At 42.8% G+C, this 21296-nt stretch carries 19 protein-coding genes and 1 riboswitch; of the genes, 4 read left to right on the forward strand and 15 right to left on the reverse strand.

Annotated features, from left to right (window positions below; translation table 11 throughout):
* Window positions 1–9 precede the first annotated feature (9 nt).
* Together GL182_RS23340 and GL182_RS23345 are read left to right on the forward strand one after the other, a co-directional pair.
* Complete coding sequence (locus tag GL182_RS23340) at window positions 10–2301, forward strand: PAS domain-containing sensor histidine kinase (protein ID WP_163382337.1); 2292 nt, start codon at window positions 10–12, stop codon at window positions 2299–2301.
* A 167-nt stretch (window positions 2302–2468) separates the two neighbouring features.
* Window positions 2469–3491 carry a PAS domain S-box protein gene (locus tag GL182_RS23345; RefSeq protein WP_163382339.1) on the forward strand — a complete coding sequence of 341 codons (1023 nt, stop codon included), beginning with the start codon at window positions 2469–2471 and terminating at the stop codon, window positions 3489–3491.
* A gap of 25 nt (window positions 3492–3516) precedes the next feature.
* Here GL182_RS23345 and GL182_RS23350 read toward each other — a convergent pair whose 3' ends face one another.
* The 12 genes from GL182_RS23350 to GL182_RS23405 all read right to left on the reverse strand — a co-directional run bounded on the left by GL182_RS23350 (window position 3517) and on the right by GL182_RS23405 (window position 14935).
* Window positions 3517–3903, reverse strand: coding sequence for a response regulator (locus GL182_RS23350; RefSeq protein WP_163382340.1), 387 nt, complete (start codon window positions 3901–3903; stop codon window positions 3517–3519).
* Between the two features lie 135 nt (window positions 3904–4038).
* Window positions 4039–4857: a hypothetical protein gene (locus GL182_RS23355; protein ID WP_163382343.1), complete on the reverse strand. Its 819-nt coding sequence runs from the start codon at window positions 4855–4857 to the stop codon at window positions 4039–4041.
* A gap of 1 nt (window position 4858) precedes the next feature.
* The gene (locus GL182_RS23360; protein WP_163382345.1) at window positions 4859–5101 is read right to left on the reverse strand and encodes a hypothetical protein; all 243 of its coding nucleotides are present in this window, start codon (window positions 5099–5101) and stop codon (window positions 4859–4861) included.
* 435 nt (window positions 5102–5536) lie between these two features.
* Complete coding sequence (locus tag GL182_RS23365; protein ID WP_163382346.1) at window positions 5537–6790, reverse strand: amidohydrolase/deacetylase family metallohydrolase; 1254 nt, start codon at window positions 6788–6790, stop codon at window positions 5537–5539.
* Between the two features lie 3 nt (window positions 6791–6793).
* The gene (locus tag GL182_RS23370) at window positions 6794–8017 is read right to left on the reverse strand and encodes an aminotransferase class V-fold PLP-dependent enzyme (protein ID WP_163382348.1); all 1224 of its coding nucleotides are present in this window, start codon (window positions 8015–8017) and stop codon (window positions 6794–6796) included.
* Window positions 8018–8075: 58 nt separating this feature from the next.
* Complete coding sequence (locus GL182_RS23375) at window positions 8076–8606, reverse strand: RidA family protein (RefSeq protein WP_163382350.1); 531 nt, start codon at window positions 8604–8606, stop codon at window positions 8076–8078.
* A gap of 65 nt (window positions 8607–8671) precedes the next feature.
* A complete protein-coding gene (locus GL182_RS23380; RefSeq protein ID WP_163382352.1) occupies window positions 8672–9922 on the reverse strand; it encodes an amidohydrolase/deacetylase family metallohydrolase in 1251 nt (416 codons plus the stop codon).
* A gap of 14 nt (window positions 9923–9936) precedes the next feature.
* A complete protein-coding gene (locus tag GL182_RS23385) occupies window positions 9937–10686 on the reverse strand; it encodes a carbohydrate-binding family 9-like protein (RefSeq protein WP_163382354.1) in 750 nt (249 codons plus the stop codon).
* A 39-nt stretch (window positions 10687–10725) separates the two neighbouring features.
* Window positions 10726–12483: a c-type cytochrome gene (locus GL182_RS23390; protein WP_163382356.1), complete on the reverse strand. Its 1758-nt coding sequence runs from the start codon at window positions 12481–12483 to the stop codon at window positions 10726–10728.
* A gap of 419 nt (window positions 12484–12902) precedes the next feature.
* Entirely contained in the window at window positions 12903–13790 is an 888-nt protein-coding gene (locus GL182_RS23395) for a MerR family transcriptional regulator (RefSeq protein WP_163382358.1), read from the reverse strand.
* Entirely contained in the window at window positions 13787–14233 is a 447-nt protein-coding gene (locus tag GL182_RS23400) for a sterol desaturase family protein (RefSeq protein WP_163382360.1), read from the reverse strand. Before GL182_RS23400 ends, GL182_RS23395 begins: the two co-directional genes overlap by 4 nt.
* Before the next feature lie 36 nt (window positions 14234–14269).
* Window positions 14270–14935, reverse strand: coding sequence for a carotenoid biosynthesis protein (locus GL182_RS23405; protein WP_163382362.1), 666 nt, complete (start codon window positions 14933–14935; stop codon window positions 14270–14272).
* A 136-nt stretch (window positions 14936–15071) separates the two neighbouring features.
* Between GL182_RS23405 and GL182_RS23410 the strand changes: the two genes are divergently transcribed.
* On the forward strand, window positions 15072–15377 hold the full coding sequence (locus GL182_RS23410; RefSeq protein WP_163382364.1) for a DUF4286 family protein: 306 nt from the start codon (window positions 15072–15074) through the stop codon (window positions 15375–15377).
* Window positions 15378–15390: 13 nt separating this feature from the next.
* Here the strand turns inward: GL182_RS23410 and GL182_RS23415 are convergent, their stop codons facing one another.
* From GL182_RS23415 to GL182_RS23425, 3 genes are all read right to left on the reverse strand, one after another.
* On the reverse strand, window positions 15391–15897 hold the full coding sequence (locus GL182_RS23415) for a hypothetical protein (protein ID WP_163382366.1): 507 nt from the start codon (window positions 15895–15897) through the stop codon (window positions 15391–15393).
* Window positions 15898–16050: 153 nt separating this feature from the next.
* Window positions 16051–18600: a M14 family metallopeptidase gene (locus tag GL182_RS23420; RefSeq protein ID WP_163382368.1), complete on the reverse strand. Its 2550-nt coding sequence runs from the start codon at window positions 18598–18600 to the stop codon at window positions 16051–16053.
* Between the two features lie 94 nt (window positions 18601–18694).
* Window positions 18695–19588 carry a TIGR01777 family oxidoreductase gene (locus GL182_RS23425; RefSeq protein ID WP_163382370.1) on the reverse strand — a complete coding sequence of 298 codons (894 nt, stop codon included), beginning with the start codon at window positions 19586–19588 and terminating at the stop codon, window positions 18695–18697.
* Between the two features lie 201 nt (window positions 19589–19789).
* Window positions 19790–19896: riboswitch (Fluoride riboswitch) on the forward strand.
* A 53-nt stretch (window positions 19897–19949) separates the two neighbouring features.
* Between GL182_RS23425 and GL182_RS23430 the strand changes: the two genes are divergently transcribed.
* On the forward strand, window positions 19950–21242 hold the full coding sequence (locus GL182_RS23430; protein ID WP_163382372.1) for a voltage-gated chloride channel family protein: 1293 nt from the start codon (window positions 19950–19952) through the stop codon (window positions 21240–21242).
* Window positions 21243–21296: the final 54 nt, after the last annotated feature.

Below are 21296 nucleotides of genomic sequence, written 5' to 3' on the forward strand. Positions count from 1 at the left end.
TCTTAAACCATGGCTTATCAAAGAGAAGGAGGCACCGATTGGCACAATATTTTAGCACTTAATGGCATTGGGGCCTGGAAAATGGATCCTATCGGGCAGACCATTAGTTGTTGTACCCGAGGCAGTGAAATCCTTCAGATACCCCCCAATGAACCCTTATCACTTGTTGCACTCAAGGGCAAATTCAGACCCAATTCTGATAAAATACTAACTCAAACGCTAAACAACTTTCTGGAGGCGAGTCAGGGTTTTATTAAAGTGCTGGAAATGCTATCGGGTACCCGAATAAGATTAAGGGGAAAGGTCGTACAGCAAGGGAATGCTTTAAGTTATTGTGGTTCCATAGAATCCATTGAGTCAGCTGAATTGGAGGACCACCAGGTGCTTTTTTCAGACAGAGCGGATCTTTATAATATACTGTTTCAGGACAATCCCATGCCCATGTTTATCTGGGAGTTTGGAACCCTCAATATTATTGATGTTAACCGGCAGGCTTTGTTGAAATATGGATACAGTAGGGATGAGTTTTTGAAACTGAACATCAGGGATATCAGACCCGGGGAAGATATACCGTTGATTGAAAAGCATACCAGCAGGGAGGATGTTTATGGTGAAATACACCAAAAAGTTTGGAGGCATTTAAACAAAGCAGGGGAATTGATGCAGGTGGAAATCACAGGCCACCGGGTTGAGATTGGCGGAAGAAGTTGTTCCATGGTTTTGATCAATGATATTACGGATAGGGTAGAGGCAGAAGAACAGCTGCTCGCAAGCCTTAAAGATTTATCAGATTACCGGTTTGCCCTGGATGAGTCCTGTTTGGTGATGATCCTGGATAAGGACAAAAATGTAGAGTATGTCAATCAGAAATTTCAGGATATTTCAGGTTTCGACAAATCCAGCCTGCGCGGAAATTCTCTTGAAGTGCTTTATAACGAAAACCAGGGAACCCTGGTAACAGGCTGCTGGGATGCGGTTTATTCCGGAGATATCTGGAGGGGAGAATTGAAAGGTAAAAGGAAAGAGGGGGGTGTCTTCTGGGTAGATACCGTAATGATCCCCTTTAAAGATAATGATGGTTTGGCTTACCAGTACATCTGGGTGGGCTATGATATTACAGAAAAAAAACTTGGAGACGAAGCATTGGTGAAGGAGCGGTCCTTGTTGCGCGCTATCATTGATAATTTACCCATCCAGATTTATGTTAAAGATACCGAGGGCAAGCATATTATCAATAACAGGTTTCAATACGAAAATCTCCTGGGCCAGGCATCAGAAAAGGAGACTTTGGGTAAAACGGTATATGATTATTTCCCTGAGGAAATCGCTGCAGGGATGGATGCCTACGATCGTAAGATTGTCAGGGAAGGAAAGCCGGTGTTGAATGTGGAGGAATATTATTATGACCGTAAAGGTAAACTGGTTTGGCTGCTAACCAATAAGGTGCCTTTAAGGGATAGTGAGGGAAAAGTAGTGGGTCTTGTGGGCATGTCCAGAGATGTGACTGATAGGAAAAAGAAGGAAGAAAATCTGAAGCGCTTAAATTCCGCCCTGCAAAAAAAGGCACTTGAACTAGAACGTTCCAATCAGGAGCTGGAGCAGTTTGCCTATATCGCTTCTCATGATTTACAGGAACCCTTGCGAATGATCACGGGATTTTTAGGTTTATTGGAAAAAAAATATGAGCCTTTACTTGATCCTAAAGGAAGACAATACATCCATTTTGCAGTAGATGGGGCAAGCCGCATGAAAAACATCATCATGGACCTTCTGGCCTATTCCAGGGCAGGTAGAATAGAAGAAAAGGTAAAGGAAGTAGCTGTTGACGAATTGGTGGCGAATGTGATTCAGCTTCAAAAAGAGTTGATTAAGCAGAAAAATGCCCGTATCCGTCTGGGGAAGTTTCCGAAAATTAACATCCCGGTTGCCCCGATTCGTCAGGTATTTCATAATCTTATCAACAATGCCTTGAAATACCAAAGGGAGGACCAGGTACCTCAGGTGGACATAAAAGCAGAAGAAGAGGAAGAATTTTGGAAGTTCATGGTTATAGACAATGGGATAGGGATCCCTGAAACCCTTCAAGGGAGGGTTTTTATTTTATTTTCCAGACTACATGGAAAGGAAAAATATAGCGGAACAGGAATCGGCCTGGCCATGTGTAAAAAGATAATTGAAAACCTGGGAGGCACCATTGGATTTAGATCTATTGAAGGAAAAGGAAGTGCCTTTTTCTTTACTGTTCCCAAATCAATTGCTGATAAAAAGGGAAAAGATAGGATCAATACTTTTGATCATTAATTCTTATAAAATTCATATAAAGGTTGGATTTAAATTTAATATTTTCTTAATTAAGGCGTTTTTGAAATATTAGTTGATTTCACGGAATAAATAACAGCAACAAAGCAAACGATTATTTGTTAGTAATTTTAGCGACTTAACCAGGTTTGTTTTTTTAGTAGATTGTAATGGTAAAAGATCAGGAAGGGTATCATTTATTGTTGGTAGAGGATAATCTCGGAGATGTTTTACTCATTGAAGAATACCTTCATGAGAAAATCCTTAATCTGGATCTCACCGTAGTCAATACGTTCGAGGAGGCAAGGGAAAAATTAGTTGACCCGGACACCTATTTAGATGCCATCATCCTGGATCTCACCTTGCCGGATTTACAGGGCGAACCACTTATTTCCAAGGTCAAAGAGCTTGCCGGAGATGTAAGTATTTTGGTTTTAACGGGCTATTCCGACATCGAATTCGGGATGAAATCACTCACTTTGGGGGTTTCAGATTATTTGCTAAAAGATAACCTCTCACCTACTTCCTTGTATAAAAGTATCGTATACAGCATTGGAAGAAACGCCATTTCCAGACAATTAAAATACTCAGAAAAACGGTATAAGGAACTATTTCAGCTAAGTCCTCAACCCATGTACCTGTATGACATGGGAACTTTAGACTTCCTGGACGTAAACAAAGCGGCTATAGATCACTATGGCTACTCAAAGGAAGAGTTTTTAAGTATGAATCTGAGAGATATTCGTCCGAGAGAGGAAATTTCCAGGCTTGAGATGGTGATTTCAGGCATCAGAGAAGGAAAGAAAGCTCCCGGACCCTTATTTTTTAAACACCAAAAGAAGGATGGTGAAATCATAACAGTGGAGATCAAGAGTAATGTGATTGACTATCAGGGCATCAAAGCAGAAGTAGTACTGGCCAATGACATTACCGAAAGGGAACAATATATTCATGCTATAGAAGATCAAAACAAGCGTCTACAGGAAATAGCCTGGTTGCAGTCTCATGTGGTAAGGGCGCCTTTGGCCAGGTTGATGAGTCTGGTGATGGCCATGGATAGTTTGGAGAAAGATTTTGGAAAAGAAAATTTCCGAAAAATGATCATGGATTCCGCAGAAGAACTAGATGAAATCATCAGAGAGATTGTTAACAAAACTGATAAAGTAAGCCTGAAGGAAAAGGACAGCAACTAAACGTGTTTTTTGGCTAAAGGCGACTTTAAAGGGAGGTTTTATAGTCTCCATGAAGGTAATACCCTTCTAGCAATTCATTGAAACCACTTTTGGTCAGCGGCTTGAGCTGAAAGGAAAATACATTGTGAAACAAATTAGCTTTTTCTCTGTCCTGCTGGCTGCTGGAAGAAGTCAGGATAATCACCGGAATTTCAATCTTTCGGTTACGCATGAAGGTAAGTATATCCCATCCACTGACGATGGGCATGTTTAAATCCAGGAAAATTAGTTCAGGCTTTTCTGTTTCCAGGGCGGCCATTGCCAATTCAGGATCGTCAAAATCAAATATTTCCAAATCTTCCCGAATCATAGACAGATACTTTCGGTTCAATACATTGGTAATTTTCTGATCATCAATTAAGAACACTTTCATATGATTAATCTTTAGTGGCCAAATGGAATCTTGCATGCCTTCCCCACGACAACTATCTGGGCTATCAAGGGATACTGCTGTTTGTGCTGAGTGCTGCATGGAGCATGCTCGATTTCATGATGGTATAGTTCAATTTTAATTCTCTTCATTATCAAATACTTCTGACCTTTGTACCACTTCAATTATCGCACGGTCTAGATCCAGGACAGATTCAGAGAGAAGGGGTAAAATATCACTGATGTATTCTTCAACCGGTAGGTCATCTTTAATCGCTACCATGTCGATAACTCTGGTAAGCGGTTCCCTGAGCTGGTGTGAATTAAACTGTATCAGCCCTTTTAATTTACTATTGGAATCCTTCAAGCGGCTTGTTTTTTCGATTATTGTTGATTCCTGCTTGCGGTTTAGTGCCTCAATTTCTTTGTTTTTTGCCTGTAATGCAGTTGTCAAACGCGCTAATTTTTGGTTTTGAAAATGAATCAGCTGTACCATGTTCAGGTTTTCTATTCTTGCGGATAATATTTTATTCACCACCTTGATCAACGGAATGCTTTTGTCTGCAAAAGGGTTGTCTGAATGAGACCTGATGAGGAGCAAGCTGAAATGGTTGTTTTCATTATAAAATTTCCAACTATGGATGCTGGTTTTGCTTACCTTGCAGTACTTGCTTGCAGGAACACCACTTTCCAATACCTGCTGGGCAAAAGCATCCAGTTGATCCAGAGAGCAGGTAGAATAGCTGGCTTTGCCCGTTTGATTTACCCATAGACAGTCCACTTTATTTTCTTTGATAAAATAGTAGTTAAATTCCTGAAAGTTTATCAGGTATTTTAAATGTAAATTGATTTCCAAAGGCAGTTCTTCCAGGTTTTTGATCATGGAAATTCCTGCAGAAAATTTTACCATGGCCTCAAAGAGGATCTTATATCCCAAATAGGGATTGGAAACTTCCATTTTACAGGGAATAGCTTAACTCTACAATTTCATTATCAATTTTTATCCCGGAAATGTTGGCAATGGTATTGAGCATATTGACCAGATCTGCCTGGGCAAAAAGTTCCTGAATTTCATCCTCATTAAAACCTGCGTTCATTAGGGCATCAAAATCTTTTTCCTCTACATGGCCGTCCGATAGGGCCGCATTGGCAACGGTCCTCACTGCTACCTTGTAGCTGTTTGGAACGAGTTCACTATCCATGTTTTCAGAAATCAAAAAATCAGGCAGTTTGGAAACTAGCACTGCTATGGTGAAGTTGAAAACTGCAACGAAGGGACTGATTTTGAAGTAATTCCAGTTTGCAATAGAATTCCTAATGCATATTTCGGGTTTAACATGAAATCGACACGATTAAAATCATCATTAAACACACAGAGCAATGATTATTTTAATCGTCAAAGATTCTCCCGATTTAGTATCGGGACAGGCTATGTGGCCTATTAAAAAAAATATAAACACATGAAAGTCAGGGCGGAATTAGTCACCAGTTCCATTTATGTAGCTGTATTTCAGACTTTATTTAAAAATACCCGGTTTATGAATAGCTTTCCCTTGTTCTTTGTGTATGAAGGCCCTGTAAATAAAAAATGCCCTCCCCGGGGGAAGGCATTGTATACCTATTTTTATGAATTGGCTTTATTGAATGACTTCCTGGGCTGCCAGACCATTGAAGTCGTATACAATATTACCATCTTTTATGGTCATTTCACATTCCAGTCTTTGGTCCGTCTCGACTTTTTGCCCTGTACGGTCCCATACGCCAAAATCACCATCCCTTACCCGTAATATGGCCAGGTCTGCGATGGCTCCTTCAGACAAGTGGCCCAGTTCCGTTCTTTGTATGACCTTCGCCGGCTCCCAGGTACTTGCACTGATTACCTTGGGAAGTTCCATATCCAGTGCCATAAAGGTGGTCATTACGTTGAGCATATTTTTCATGGCCGCATTCATACTTCCTGTATGTAAATCCGTACTGATCGTATTGGGATACAGGCCTGCAGCCAGTGCGGGAATGGCCTGTCGCAACTCAAAGCTGGCACCTCCGTATCCTACATCAAATATGATTCCCCTTTTTTGAGCTTCCAGTACAAAAGGTTTGAATTCCCTGGTTTCTCTGTCCACTATGGTTTCTCTGGCACCGTTAAGTTCGGCATAGGCATGGGTGTAAATATCCCCTGGCCTCAACCTTTCAAAAAAGAGTTCGCGAATGGAGAGTGGCTCGAATTGGGTAGAACCACCAAAGTCTACAATGACCGGCATTTGGGCAATGGTTCCTGCTTCTACCGCTCGGTCTATGGGAATCCAATCTCTATTGCTGTAGTGGGCTACTTTAAACCCCACTACATGCTGTCGGTTTTGCTGGGCTACCATCGCACTTAACTTGGCATCCATGTCGCCGGTATTTTGTTCCCAGGCACCCCCGCGCATGCCCTCACCTACGATGTTCATGAAAGCAAGAACCCGGGTTTTGCTGGCATCAATGATGTTTTTCTTAAAAGTATCAAAGTTTTTCCAACCCGGTCCTCCGCAATCTACAATGGTAGTGACTCCCACCCTGAAGGTAAATCCATCCGGTGGTACAGCGATCAACCCGTCACTTAGGTAATGGTTTGGCTGGGTTCCGTGAAATACATGGCCGTGGATATCTATTAATCCCGGGGTGACCAAAAGCCCCTCTGCCGAGACCGTCTTTTTGGCATCAGCTGCATTGATGGAACTGGCTACCCTGGCCACTTTACCATCTGAAATGGCAATGTCCATTACCCCGTCGATATTGTTTTTCGGGTCAATCAACCTCCCACCCTTGATCAGCAGGTCATAGGTTTGGGCAGATATCAGCCCGCTGGAAAAAACCAGCAGGGTTATAATAAAAAGGCTTTTGATTTTCATGGTTTATACTTTAGCAATATTTAATTCTTCAGCGATTCTCTTGGCAACAATTTTTTCTTCTTTGGGGCGGAGCATAAAGACTGTCATGCTTATCGCATGGTCCCCGCCGCTGATCACTTCAATGGAGGGATTGCCCTGCCGGAGCTTTTCCTGCATCTGGGCCCGGGTAAGTTGGATTTTTTCCGGATCCCATCCGATTTTGAGATAAGGCGTATGGTTGGCTATTTCAGGAACAGATACTTCCGTAGTGACGCTGTCTATTTTTTCCACTACGCTGGCCACATAAGCTACTTTATCTTCCCATTCCTGCCACTCCTTATCGTGGTCTTTTTTGATGTATTCATCCAGTGCCACATACATGCCCAGTATTTCTTCCTTGTTTACTTTCATACCCCTGCCTATGGTTCCTCCCCTTGGGGGGGCACTCAGCCTTGCAGCTTCAATCAGGTCTTTTCTACCCATAAGTATTCCGGCACTTTGCGGTCCTTTAATGGCCTTGCCGCCTGAAACGCAAACCAGATCAAAACCCATATCATTGTATTTCCAAAGATTTTCTACTGGAGGTACATCCGCAGCCATATCAATCATGGTGGGAATGCCATGTTTTTTCCCTAAAGCCACCCACTCTTCATGTTTGATCTTGCCATCCGGAGCTGTGTAATTTAAGAACCACATCATGGCCGTTTTTCCATTGACAGCACGATCTACATCAGCCGCAGTTTCCACTTCTACCACAGAAACTCCGGTATTGGTAATGGCGTGTACATAGCCTACATTATGGGATTTTTGGACAATTACCTCAGATTTCATGCCTTCAAGATTGGGCAATTTCCGGATTTTTTGCTGGTCTTTACCAGTCAAAACACCCGCCGTACCCAAAACCATGGCAGACCAGCATCCTGCGGTGACCGTTGCCGCTTCTGCATGGCAAAGTGCAGCAATTTTCTCTCCCACTTTGTCCTGTACTTCATCCAGCATGATATAATGCCGGGACGAAAAATTGATGGTGTCCATCACCTCCTTTGGCATTAGGGAGGCTGTCATAGCCGTATAGGTTCCTGCTGCATTGATAAAGCTGCGCAATCCCAATTCCTGAACGATATCTCTTTTAGGGCTAATTTCAGAATTTGCAGCCATAGAACCGCTCAGTGGTATGCCACTGCCTATTACCCCTCCTACGAGTGGTAATGCTCCTAATCTTTTAAGTAATTTTCTTCTGCTTATCATATTTTCATTTAATTTTGGAGTCTGGGGCTCATCCCGGCTTGGAATGGTACCTGTTGAGTCATTCTTCTACTTCTACAATCATTTCTATTTCAATGGCAATATTATTGGGTAAAGAGCCCATTCCCACAGCAGAGCGGGCATGTTTCCCTTTCTCCCCAAAAACTTCCACCATAAAATCGGAAAAGCCATTCATTACCCGGGGTTGTTGGGTAAATTCAGGGCTGGCATTGACCATTCCCAATACCTTTACGATTCTTTTTACCTTGTTTAAATCTCCGATTTCAGCTTTCAATGAAGATAACAAGGCAATTCCTGTCAGCCGGGCAGCTTCCTGTCCTTCGGTTATGGTAAGTTCTGTGCCCAATTTGCCCTGAACACTAGTCCCGTCTTCGCGTGCGGGACCATGTCCTGATAGAAATACCAGGTTTCCGGTTCTTACTGCCCTGACAAAATTGGCTGTCGGAGGAGCGGGTGTTTTCAAGGTGATGCCCATGGATTTTAATTTCTCCTCCGGACCCTGTTGGGCGTAGCCTGCAAAAGAAATGGATAGAAAGCCGATGGCCAGTAATAATTGAAGTGGTTTAAGCATTTTTTTGACGTTTTATTTTGTTTATAATGGTTATATCAGATAAGCTTCAGCCTATCATTTTTATTTTATTCATGCCAGGCTGAGCTTCCCAATCCATTGAGATTCCATACGATTCTCCCTGCTCTCAGGGTTAATTCTGTTTCCAGTTTTTGCTTTCCGGAATGGGACTCACCTGCTGAATCCAAAAATCCATAGTTTCCCTCATGCAGACTAAAAATAGCCAAATCTGCCTCTGCTCCTTCGCTGAGGTGGCCCAATTCTTCTCTTTGAATTACTTTTGCGGGTGTCCAGGTGGAGGCGGCAATTGCCTGCTGAAGGCTCATGCCCAGGTTGATCATTTTTGAAAGCAGGTTTACCATGTCCTTCATGCCCCCATTCATGCTTCCTGTGTGAAGGTCTGTGCTGATGCTGTTCGGCCAAAAACCTTGTTTCGTAGCAGGTATGGCTATATCATAGTAAAAAGATCCACCACCGTGGCCCACATCAAAAATGAGTCCTTTATTCTGTGCTTCCTTCCAATGGTCCCTTACTTTCCCAGAATCATCCAGGACTGCTTCTTTAGGGCCATGCCCTGAATAATTGCGTCCGTACATGTGGGTGAGGATATCACCGGGTCTCAGCACTTCCAGAAACAATTTATCCAAAGGCAAAGCTGGATCTGCCCCTCCCAAATCTACCATTACTGGTATTTGGGCCATTTTCCCGGCTTCAGCGGCTTTTTGATAAGGCTCCCACTGATGTCCCCGGTAATGGGCTATTTTCACGCCGATAATTTCAGGAAATTGCCTGGCCACCATGGCGGTCATTTTTGCATCCATATCTCCCTGATCCTGCTCATTGGGAACTACCCCGCTCATTCCATCACCTACGATATTGATAAAGGCCAGCACCCTGGTAGCGGACCTGTCGATGACTTGTTCCTTGAATACCCTGAAATTTCTCCAACCGGCTCCACCTGCATCCGCCACAGTAGTTACACCTGCCCTGAAGGTGAAGCCATCTGGAGGCAGGGCTGTGAAGCTGTTGCTCAGGTAGCGGTGGGGTACCGTTCCAAAAAAATGATGCCCATGTATATCAATAAGTCCGGGAGTAACTATCAATCCATCCGCATCTATTGTTTTTTTTGCAGCATCCGGGCTGATATCAGCGGCTACTTTGGCAATTTTTTCTCCCGTTATGGCAATATCCATCACCTCATCTATCTGATTTTTTGGATCTATCACATGTCCATTTTTTATCAAAATGTCATATTCCTGGCCTTTGGAAAGGATCAGAAAGGAAAAAAGAAAAGCGGTGAGCAGGCTGTATCTTTTCATGTTCTTTTGGCTTATTATTGAAAGGTAAGATCACCAAAATACCCGGGAAGATGAAAGTCCGGCCTCTCATTGATTACTTCGTTCCAGGTAAAGTAGTGTGGGTTGCTGGTTTTACTTCCTGTTTTATAAAAATTGGCTTTCCAGGTAACCCCGGGAGCAGGAGGGGTGATGTTGCGATGGTCCTTCAATATGCTTATCGGCATTCTAAACTCTATGTACCAGGTGACATCTTCCCGGATTTCCGGATCTACCTTATCCGGCATGCTATGTGCAATTTCTATTTGCATGATATCTTCCGGATCCAGGACCTTATACTCTTTTCTGGGACTGGTGACATAGTGAAAGAGAGGGACACCGGAACAGTTAATTTCCAGATTGAAATATTCCAGTGGAGCGGCTACATCAGGCGAAAAGAAAAATTCTACACAGGAATCGGTGGACACAGGACCGTTTATTTCCTGGACCAGGCATTTTACATAGCGATCCTGGACTTTAAAGATGCCATAGATGTTGTTTTTGTCATACCGCAGTTTAACTTGTGTTTTGGGAGAAAAAAGAGGCTTCTCCCCCATGTGAAGCGCTATTTCAGCTGCAGGAGTATTTTTCCATTCTTGTTTTTCCCAGTTACCATCGATTTTAATGGGCTTGGATACCGGGTGTACCAGGTACTCGGATGGATTGGGTGCTGAAGGGATCATGGTATCTGTAAAATGACTTTTATATAAGCCAAGCGTTAGAATAAATAGGAATAGTATTATTTTCATCGATGTTTGAATTTAGGGAATTAAGGCAGGTAACGCAAGTTATTGCATTTCATTCCTGACCTTTGCCACCTCGGTGGCTGAAATACTGGAAGAATTGTTTCCGAAATTTTTCCTGATATAGGTCAATACTCCCGCTATTTCTACATCGCTTAGGAAGGAATGAGCAGGCATGATACCATTGTAATTCACCCCGTTGACTTCTATTTGCTCTTCCAGACCATTGAGCACTAAGCTGATCAACCGCTTATTGTTTCGTGTTACCCAATCTGTTTCAGACAGGGGAGGAAAACGAGTCCCATCACCTTTGCCATTGGTTTGATGGCAGGTGGCACAATATATATTATAGGTTTGTGCCCCTGTTTCCAGCAGTCCTTTCTCCAGGTTGTCCGCCTCTTCATCCGGGTTTTTGATGTTTGTCCTTGTTCTTTTTCGCTCTTCCAACTTAGCCAGGGCTGCCTCCCCAAAATCCTCCTTGTCTCCGGTATACATGACCCTCCAGATTTTTCCCTGTACACTCTCCGTTATATAGAGCGACCCGTCCGGTCCCATGGATATGCCCATAGGCCTTGCTGCAGCATCTCCGGTATTTACAATGGTATCCAATTGTGCAAACCCGTCTGCAAAAACTTCCCAGGGACCGGAAGGCTTTCCGTCTTGAAAGGGTATAAATCCTACAAAATACCCTCCCTGTGGATAAGGTCCCCTTATCGTACTTCCGTGGAAAGCCACAAATGCGCCGTTTTTATACCTTTCCGGGAACTGTTCTCCCTGGTAAAAATAAAGGTCGTTGGGAGCGAAATGTCCGGGAAAGCCCAAAAGTGGCCATTCTACATTTTCAGCACCGGTAGCCAATATTTTATCGCCTCCATATTCCGGATTCAGGAGTTTTTCTTCCCGCATTTGGTCGTAGTAAAAATAAGGCCATCCACCGTCGGTACCATCTTCCACCCTAAATAGCTCTTCCGCTGGAAGTATGGCTGACTCCCACCTTGAAAATAAATCCGGCCAGGTTCGGTGGAGGTTATCCCTGCCATGCTGTACCACATAGAGGCTGTTTTGCTCCTTGTTCCAGTCCATGGCTACTACACTGCGAATGCCCGTGGCATACCTGTAGCCATCTTGCTGCTGGGTTTGGTTAAGCTTGTTGGCATCAAATCTCCAGATTCCGCCATGCCACTCCAGTTCAGGACAGGGATCCATACCCGGTGCCCCGGGTCTCCTGTTGAACTCCTGGCAGACATCTCCGGGAGAGCCAAAGGGGACATACATGTTTCCTTCCTGATCAAATGCAAGCGGCTTGGCAATGTGCTCGTAGCCATGTACTGCATTTTTATAATCATCTTTCATGATCAATTCCACCTCTCCTTCTGGCACCAGTTTGTCCGGGTCTATTTTTGTTCGGTACACTTCTCCAGCTGTGCTGAAATAGAGGTAGCCATTATAGATTTCCATTCCGGTGCCGTAATTGCCCGTGTCTGAATAATCACCAAAAGTCTCCACCCTATCTGCCTTGCCATCTCCATTGGTATCCCTCAAGGCGACTACTCCTTGTCCTGCTTCATTCGGAACCCTTAATTTCACGTAAATGTCCCCGTTATCGTTAACCGTCAGGTGTCTGGCTCTACCTATACTGTCTACTACCACTACTGCTTCAAAACCGTCGGGAAGATACAGTCCGCCATTGTCCGGGTCGGCAGGAGGAAGGTTGCTTCCTGATTGACAGGAAGTAATTAAAATCAATCCTGTGAGTAGCCCATATATAAAATGAAGGCGGGTGCTCAGAATTCCTTGTACCATGTAATTATCAATTGAGAATGGAAATAGCTAATTTTAGGGAAATGTGCCGGGTGCCTGTTTCGTAAGAAAGATAATGCGAATTCCTAAAATTTCCACACAATAATTAATCGTTCATCACAAAAATTTACCTAAATGGAGCATAGAGTACAATAATGGTGAATAATTATATCAGGAGAACATATTTCTAAAGACAAATCCGAACCCTATAAAAAAGTTTTGGCTTCATTGGTGATCATAATTTCAGTCTGCAAGAGGCTTCCTAATGCATATTTCGGCTTTAAAATCACCCGATTTGTATTCTGGGCATATTGGCACACCCGATTTCCGGTTTTGATGAAAAAATCATGGATGCTGGTACATCTTTTTTCAGAAAAAAATCCGGAAAGCTGTCAGCTGATATATAAATGATTAGGCTGGAATCATGCTACATGAGTGAGAGACACCAGATAATCTTTGATGTCTTTAAGGTATTGCATGACGTGCACATTGGCAGGTATGTCCAGGTCTTGCCCGATAATTTGATAGCCGGAAATCAATATTTCGGACGCAGCAAACCGCTCGCTCAGTGAATTCAGATAATTTTGCACTTCATCTCCTGAAGGAGAGGTGGTAATAACAGTGACCAGATAATCTGGTTTATGCGCTTCATACACACTGTTCAAATCCTCATCTGGTGTGTTTTGACCCAGGTAGATGACTTTGTGTCCGCTAGACTTAAGCAGGTAACAGGAAAAAAGCAAGGAGATCTCATGAAGCTCACCTTCAGGCAAAAACAGAAGGAACTTCTTGCCTCCGCCAGTATACATTTGACCATCGATGGCCACAATTAATTTCTGCCTTACAAGGTTGCTAATGAAGTGTTCCTGGCCAGGATGAATACTTCCGGTTTGCCACAGAATACCAATTTTAGATAGAAATGGATAGATTATGTGGAGCATGGTTAGTTCAAAGCCAATTTTCAATATATTGGTAGAGATTATTTTCTCAAAACGCTCTTCATCTAACTCCACCATGGTAATGATCAGAGAATGGATCTGATCATCATATGCGAAGGACCTTTCCGTCAATTTAAGCACTTCTGATTTCATGTCTGCCAGAGGCATCTTGGCAATTTTACTGATTTTGAAGCCATTGTCGTTCAACAAGGCCACATTAAGTATCAGCTTTAGGTCTTCATCATCATAAAACCTGATATTGGTCTCCGTTCTTTTGGGTTTGAGTAAGTTGTACCTTTGTTCCCAAACCCTCAGGGTATGGGCTTTTATTCCTGACAGTTGTTCTAAATCCTTTATTGAATAACTACTCATCTCGATCTTTTTTTAAAATACTTGAAAGGAACAAAAAACAATCCAAAAGAAACAGATCCATCCCTGAACCTGCTGGCATGATGAGCCTGATGGGCCTTGAAAATCCCGGCCAAAAAACCTTTTTTTGGCTTTCCAAAGAACTTGAGTCTTCGGTGAATGAGGATATCATGCAAAAAGAAATAACTCATTCCATAAAAACTTATTCCTACTCCCATCCAAAACCTGTAATCAAAATTTTCAAGTCCCAGGAAAATCAAAACTATTGCAATGCTGCCAAAGAGCAATGAAAACAAATCATTGAGCTCGAAATAACCCTTGGTATGTTCGTGATGGGTTTTATGGATCCTCCATAGTGGCCCATGCATAATGTATTTATGGATAAACCACCCGGATAGCTCCATGGCTAAAAAACCTATTATAATATAAAACAGCGCATAGATCATCGTATAATCAACTTTAAGGGCTATAAAATGTTTAGGCTATTCAAGGATAATTGCCAAAATGAAAAAAAACAAAATTAAGTTAATGAAAATGAACACGTTAAGCGGGTTTTTCTTCTTGAATTTTATTTTCCTGTAAGTGATTTGAATTATGAATGCGATTAGAAACCATCCCACAAAATTGGATAAGGGAATGTCCTTCTGTTCCCATTGCCAAAAATCAAGTTTTACAGCAACAGGTTCCAGCACCATATCCATCAATACCATAAGTGTAGAACTCAATAGGGCTGCCAGGATATCATTTTTAATCAAACCACTAAAAATCCCGCCGGTGAGATATACCAATAAGAACCAGTTTATCCCAATGATCAATGGTACCCCGAAAAACTGAGGCCCAAGAACAGGTCCATAGGTATAATCGCCAAATATCAGCCCGGTTTTAACCCCGATAATTTCGGATAGCATGCCTACTGTAAATGCAAATAAAGCAAATAGCCAAAACCTTAAGTTAAAATCATTATGAAAAGAAAGTAACAGGCCGGTGACTATCAGCAGGTGAAGTGGGGTCAAGCCCTGAAAGACCGATCTGCTCAAAGGCAAATAAAGCCCAATCAGGCCTACCAAATGAAGGATTGATATAACTATTTTAGCTATAACCAGCTTATTTTGTTTAAAAAAATACTGCATTTCTGTGTGACTGCTCATGGCCAGGATTAATGATTTGTTTTTCGGTACAATTTTGGTACTGACTTATGTTAATGGATTTTTTATACTTTTGTTTTTAAATGATTAAGTATAGTAGAAAAATGCGATCCAAAATTAAAGAAAAATAGTTAAACCCATGATACTTTATAATATTACCATCAATATTGACCAGGAAAGAGAGTATGAATTTGTTGAGTGGATGAAGTATGAGTACCTGCCAAAGGTGATGCAAACCGGATTATTTTTTGAAAAACGATTTTTCCGGCTGCTTCAGGAGGACAATGGTGATGGGGTAAATTTTTCTGCCCAGTTTTTTGCTGAGGGTATGGAGGATCTGGAATTTTTCCAACAGAAGTATGGGCAGGTATTGCGAGAGGAATTTGTTGAAAAATTTGGCAGCCAATTTGTTTCCTTCAGATCGGTTTTGGAATCTGTAGATTGACCAATGACGAAAATCAGCTTCCGGTTTTCATCAAAAGGTCACCTTTTCTTTTCACGATAGAAAGTTCAAAGTAATCGTTAATGATTGATTTACACCTGTTTTCAGCAAAGTGGGCCCTTGAGGGGCTATCATAAAGAAGGGTTATTCTGAGCATGGCCTTTACGTAGGCTTCCTGATGACCCAATTTAAACACCCATTTTTTTAAACAAAGCGCCCAGTCTTCCTGGTATTTTTCAAAATGAGTTTTTCCATCAAATAGGATTTCCAATTGATTTGATCCATACCTGAACCTATAGATTCCGGCAAGTTGTCTGTAAATGATAGACAAGTGTGTTTCAGGAAAATCCTGATGTCGGACAATCTGCAGGTAGGTGTCGTCCTGCAGCTGCAAGGGGTTAAACAGACAAATAAAAGATTGCTTTAATTCATCTGTAATTAAGGCCATCATTTCCTTTTCCATGGCCAACTGGGCTTGCTGGAGAATGTAATTTTTGTCTAAAGGAAAGAGTTTTTTAGCCATATGATGCCTTTGAGAGAGTAAATTAAGCAAAACTACATGGAATTATAAAGCAGCTTATAAAAAATAAAAATTTAGATACCGTTTCCAGGGTAGAAAATGTATTTTCAACGTATAAAAATGAAGGAGGAGAGCTGTTAAGCCCTCCTCCATTCTTTATCTTGTAGCAGCACCGCTTATGGTTTGTCCAAAAAATACGGCATTCAGAAAAAGTTTATTGGTTCCAAACCAAAAGGCCCTGAAATTTGGATTATCCACAAAGCCGATGGTTCTCCCGCTACCTTTGCCTGAAACCTGAATGACCCCCTTGTTTTTTATCAGTTCCAAATTATCAGGATGAACGTACCCACTGGCCAGTGGGTCCTCTGTGTAAATCATGGGGTTGGCATAAGGATTCTTTGCTGGTTTGAGGAATTGATTTCCTGATTTGAAGACATGGATTTCGGATGAAGGATAGCCATAGGCCACGGGATGGGTAATGTCTAATTTTGCTTTGAAAATGGCTCCACCGGTTACTTTTGCGCCACGTTCATTATCCATGTCAGCATATTGTTTTTGGATAGCCGCTGAGGAATCCTCCTGAGATTCAAATTTAAAGGAGGCAAGTTCCTGTCTGTCCAACCAGTTCATCGCCGAGCCACGAGCAATAAGGGTACCTCCTTTTGTAATCCAGGTGTTTAATTGATCTACTCCATTCTGGCCTACGGTACCGTAGTTTCCTGCCGGCAAAATAATGACCGTGTAACGGTTAAGGTCAGCAGAGGAAAGCCTGCTGGCAGAGATCAGGGTTATCGGAATGTTCATCCGCTGGTCAAACAGGTGCCAGATCTCTCCTGCATCACTACTGCTCAGCCCATCATCTACCAAAAGTGCAATGGAAGGCTTTTTCAATACATCAATACTTGGTGATCCCAGGTTTATGCCTGAAGTATATCCGGTGGTCAGGGCATGAATGGTAATTCCGGTAGCCCGTGCCACCTCATTGAGGTCATCATAAAAGGCCGCATCGCTTTTGTTTGACTTGCCTTTTTCTACCAGGATGGTGCCCCGGGTAAATACCTTACCAAGTTGATTTTGGAAAGGTTTATGGGCTACCCTGAGTTGGTAACCTTTGTCCATCAACTGATACAAAGCCCTGGGGCTGTAATATTCCTGCCATTCAAAGGCGTAACTGTAAGCCCCTTCAGCTCCCAAAACCTTCCCTTCCTTAAAAGTAAGCCCTTCGCTCACATCCTCCACCTTAGCCAGGTTGAGGATTTTGCTGCTAAGTGCCATGAATTCCAAATTGAAAGCCATGGGCATGTTCCAGGTAGATACGTCATAAAAAAGACTGTCTGTAAACGTTGTTCTCGTTTCAAACATGGTTTTGATCAACTTATACTGGGGCTGATCCAATGGAACGATGAAGGATTTTCCGGATTGAAAAGGAACCCCATTGAGGTTGACATCTTCTTCCAGGCTGTATAGCTGAATGTCATGCTGTAAAAGGATGTCAGCAAAATGATAGGTCCTGCCGTAATCTTCTTCCGCACCGAAGATATAAGCCTTATCATCGTCTTCATTGTAGGCTTGCATCGACTCCTGATAAAAATCAACCATGTATTGGTTCAGCTCTTGTCTCATGTCCCGGGCAGCTTCAAAGGAAGAAAGGGCGGTGGTAAATTGGTTTTTAATCGTAAAGGGAAATGAAATTTCGCCAAACGCATTTTCCTGCAGGTGACCCCTGGAGGATGCTTGTTCAAATAAGATCCCTACCGCACCTTGAATATCCGGGTAGGTTGACCCTTTGCCATAATAGTAGTCATCAAAACTTTCCCTTGAATAATAAAGAGAGCCAATTTTATCTAAATAACTGGCATGGTATTGCGCTATTTTCTCGGTTAGTTCAAAGTTTTTTTCCGGGGTTAGGGGATTGTTCCGGCTGGGTATACCAGGCTGAAAAAAGAAAGTATTGTCTGTACCCATCTCGTGAAAATCCAACACAATGTTGGGGAGCCATTCCTGAAGCTGACCTAATCTGCCACGAGATTCCGGATGCTGAGCAGGTAACCAATCCCGGTTTAAATCGAACCAATAATGATTGGTCCTCCCTCTTGGCCAGGCTTCATTGAGTTCCCTGTTGTTGCGGTCTCCGCTGGGAACGTAGCTTTTGTGGCTATTTACCCAGGAAGCAAAGCGATTGATGCCATCTGGGTTAATGGCAGGATCAATTAATAGAACCATGTTTTCCAAGTCTTCCTCCAGCTCTATGGCTGCCGTAAAATGATAGGCGGAAAGAAGGGAGGCATTGACCCCGGATGGTTCATTTCCATGAACGGAATGGCCCATATACATGACCACAGGCGTATTTTCTGGCGAAGCATTTGAATTTCTCAATGCCGCTCTTTGGTCTTTTATGTTTTCCAGGTTTTGGATGTTTTCGGGAGAAGAAACGGCCAACATTATTAGGGGGCGCTTTTCATAGGTGGACCCGTAATTTATCAATGTAGCGCGTGGAGAACTGGCTGCAATTGCCGTGTAGTATTGGACCACCTGGGAATGGTTGGCATGCCATTCCCCAACCTCAAAACCCAAAAAAGAGGAAGGCTCGGGAATATTTGCCTCATAGGTGAAACCTCCCGGCAGGTAGTAATCCAGATTTACTTCCTGAGCCTCTGCCGCAAAAACTATCATCAAAAAAAAGCTGCTTAGCAATTTGATTTTCATACTTGTAGGATTTAATTACTCAAGTCATTGTATGGTCACAATGATCAATGAAAGTATAAAGTTAATTTAGGAATGGAACAACCACTTATCAAAACTAGCGAAAAATCTGTTGCAGTGCCTGATTAAGATCGCCATAGGTATACTTAAACCCTGTACCTTCTATTTTTTCAGAGCTTACCCGGTTTCCCCCCAACACCATTTGCGCCATTTCTCCCAGTAAAAGCTTGAGCGCAAAAGCAGGTACGCCTATTTTAACAAAAGGTTTGCCTTTGAAACTTGCTGCCCGCTCGGTAAGGACGCTATTGGTCACAGGTACAGGGCCTACTGCGTTGTAAATGCCGGAGAGTCCGTGATTTTCCAGGGCAAAAATAAACATCCTGGACAGATCCTCTATATGTATCCAACTCATGTATTGCTTACCTGAGCCAAGAGGAGCAGCGACTGGTGGTTTGAGCATTTCTTTTAAGGCTCCTCCGTCTTTTGCCAGGACTATGCCAGTCCTGAAAATCACTGTTCTGATTTTTGTCAACTGAATTTTTTCAATTTCCGACTCCCAGTCCTGCACTACCTGGGCAAGAAAATCTTTACCCGGAGGCTCACCCTCATAGATCAGTTTGTCGCCTGTATCAAAGCCATAGTAGCCAACAGCACTTGAACTCACAAAAGCTTTGGGTTTATCCTTTACTTTTTCAAGTTCTTCAAATAGCAACCGGCTGCTTTTGATACGGCTTTCCAAAATTTCATTTTTCCTGGCTTCCGTCCAACGCTTGTCAGCCACACCCTCTCCTGCAAGGTGAATGATGCCTTCTGCCCAATAGAGAGACTCCTGGTCAATTTTATAGGCTGCAGGATCCCAATAATAGGCTTTTTGTGTGTATTTCTCCGGATTTCTACTCAGCCATGCTACCTCCTTGCCTTGCCGCTCCAGCAATCGGGTAATGGATTTTCCAATTAACCCTGAACCTCCTGTAATCAGTATTTTTTGCATTTTATCCCTTCCTGTATAGTATAAGTGACCTAATTGCATTCCCTATCAAAAAGCATTCCATCTGAGCTTTTGTCCGGCAAACAACAGGCTTTTAGGACAGCTGACTTTGAGCTGCTTTTTTGAATAAACTCCGATTGGCTCGTCTCAACCATGCTTTATCTGCTTTTCTATCAGAAAAAATAAATTTGTTTGCTTACATTTGTTGGCTATGGTGATGGGGTTCCACCAAAATTCCTGAATACCCCGATTTTATCGGGATTTCAGATTTTAACCGCTGCATTTGTTCAGCTGATGACTCCTGCTTCAACTTCCGGCCTGAGCTTCAGGTTTATTTTATGATGAATGTTTAAAAATTACCTTCATGTTGAAGAGGACCAGGTTTTTTTTGCCCCTAAGAAAATTTATATTTCGGGAGTTTGTTCCCAACATCAGCTACTCCATTCGATGGCTCCTTTTCACCATCGTTATTGGTTTATTGGTAGGTTCTGCATCAGCTGTTTTTTTGATCAGCCTGGATTGGGCCACCCAATTCAGGGAAGCCAACCTGTACATGATATTTTTCCTTCCCCTGGGCGGATTCATTATCGGATGGGTTTATCACCGGTATGGGAGCTCGGTAGTAAAGGGAAACAACCAATTGTTGGAAGAGTTTTATAATCCCTTAAAAATCATTCCCCTGAGAATGGCACCATTGGTACTTTTCGGCACGGTAATGACCCATTTGTTTGGAGGATCTGCAGGGCGAGAGGGAACGGCCGTGCAGATGGGGGGCGCCATTGCGGACCAATTTACGAAATGGTTTAAGCTTCCCCATACCGATAGAAGAACCATTATTACCATTGGTGTGGCAGCAGGCTTTGCTTCTGTATTTGGCACTCCGCTGGCGGGGGCAGTATTTGCTTTGGAATGGTTAGTGATAGGCAGGTTGCGGTATGAGGCTATTTTGCCGGCTTTTTTAGCGGCTGTTATTGCTGATCATGCCTGTGCAGATCTTTGGGCCGTCCATCATACCCATTATAGCATTCCTTTAGTGCCACAATTGGACCTTATGCTTTTACTATGGATTATTCCAGCCGGTATTTGTTTTGGTCTCGCAGGCAGGCTTTTTGCTTTATCTACTCACTTCTGGTCCGGGATTTTTTCCAGGAAAATTTCTTATCCCCCATTCAGGCCTTTAGTGGGAGGGGTAATAATTGCAGCTTCGGTTTTTCTCATGGGAGAAACAAAATATATCGGTTTGGGCATTCCAACCATTGTGGATGCTTTTTCGGAAGATTTGCCCTGGTATGATTTTTTAATCAAAACCGCCAAGACATCCCTCACGCTGGGAGCCGGGTTCAAAGGAGGTGAAGTAACCCCACTGTTTTATGTAGGGGCTACACTAGGCAATGCTTTGGCTGAATGGATACCCTTGCCGGTGGCTTTATTGGCAGGTATGGGCTTTGTTGGGGTGTTTTCCGGTGCGACAAACACCCCTCTAGCTTGCATATTAATGGGACTGGAGCTTTTTGGGATAGCACCAGGAATATACATTGCGCTGGCTTGCGTATTGGCTTATCTTTTTAGTGGCCATTCCGGGATTTATGGTTCACAAGTGATAGGTTCTCCGAAACATATAAGCCTATTGGGAAAAAAGGGAAGACGTATCAAGTAAGGAACCCATCCATCTTTTTAAAATTTTATTGTGCCTGACCATTTAACTGGCCGT

This window comes from Cyclobacterium sp. SYSU L10401 (assembly GCF_010993705.1).
GTDB lineage: Bacteria > Bacteroidota > Bacteroidia > Cytophagales > Cyclobacteriaceae > Cyclobacterium.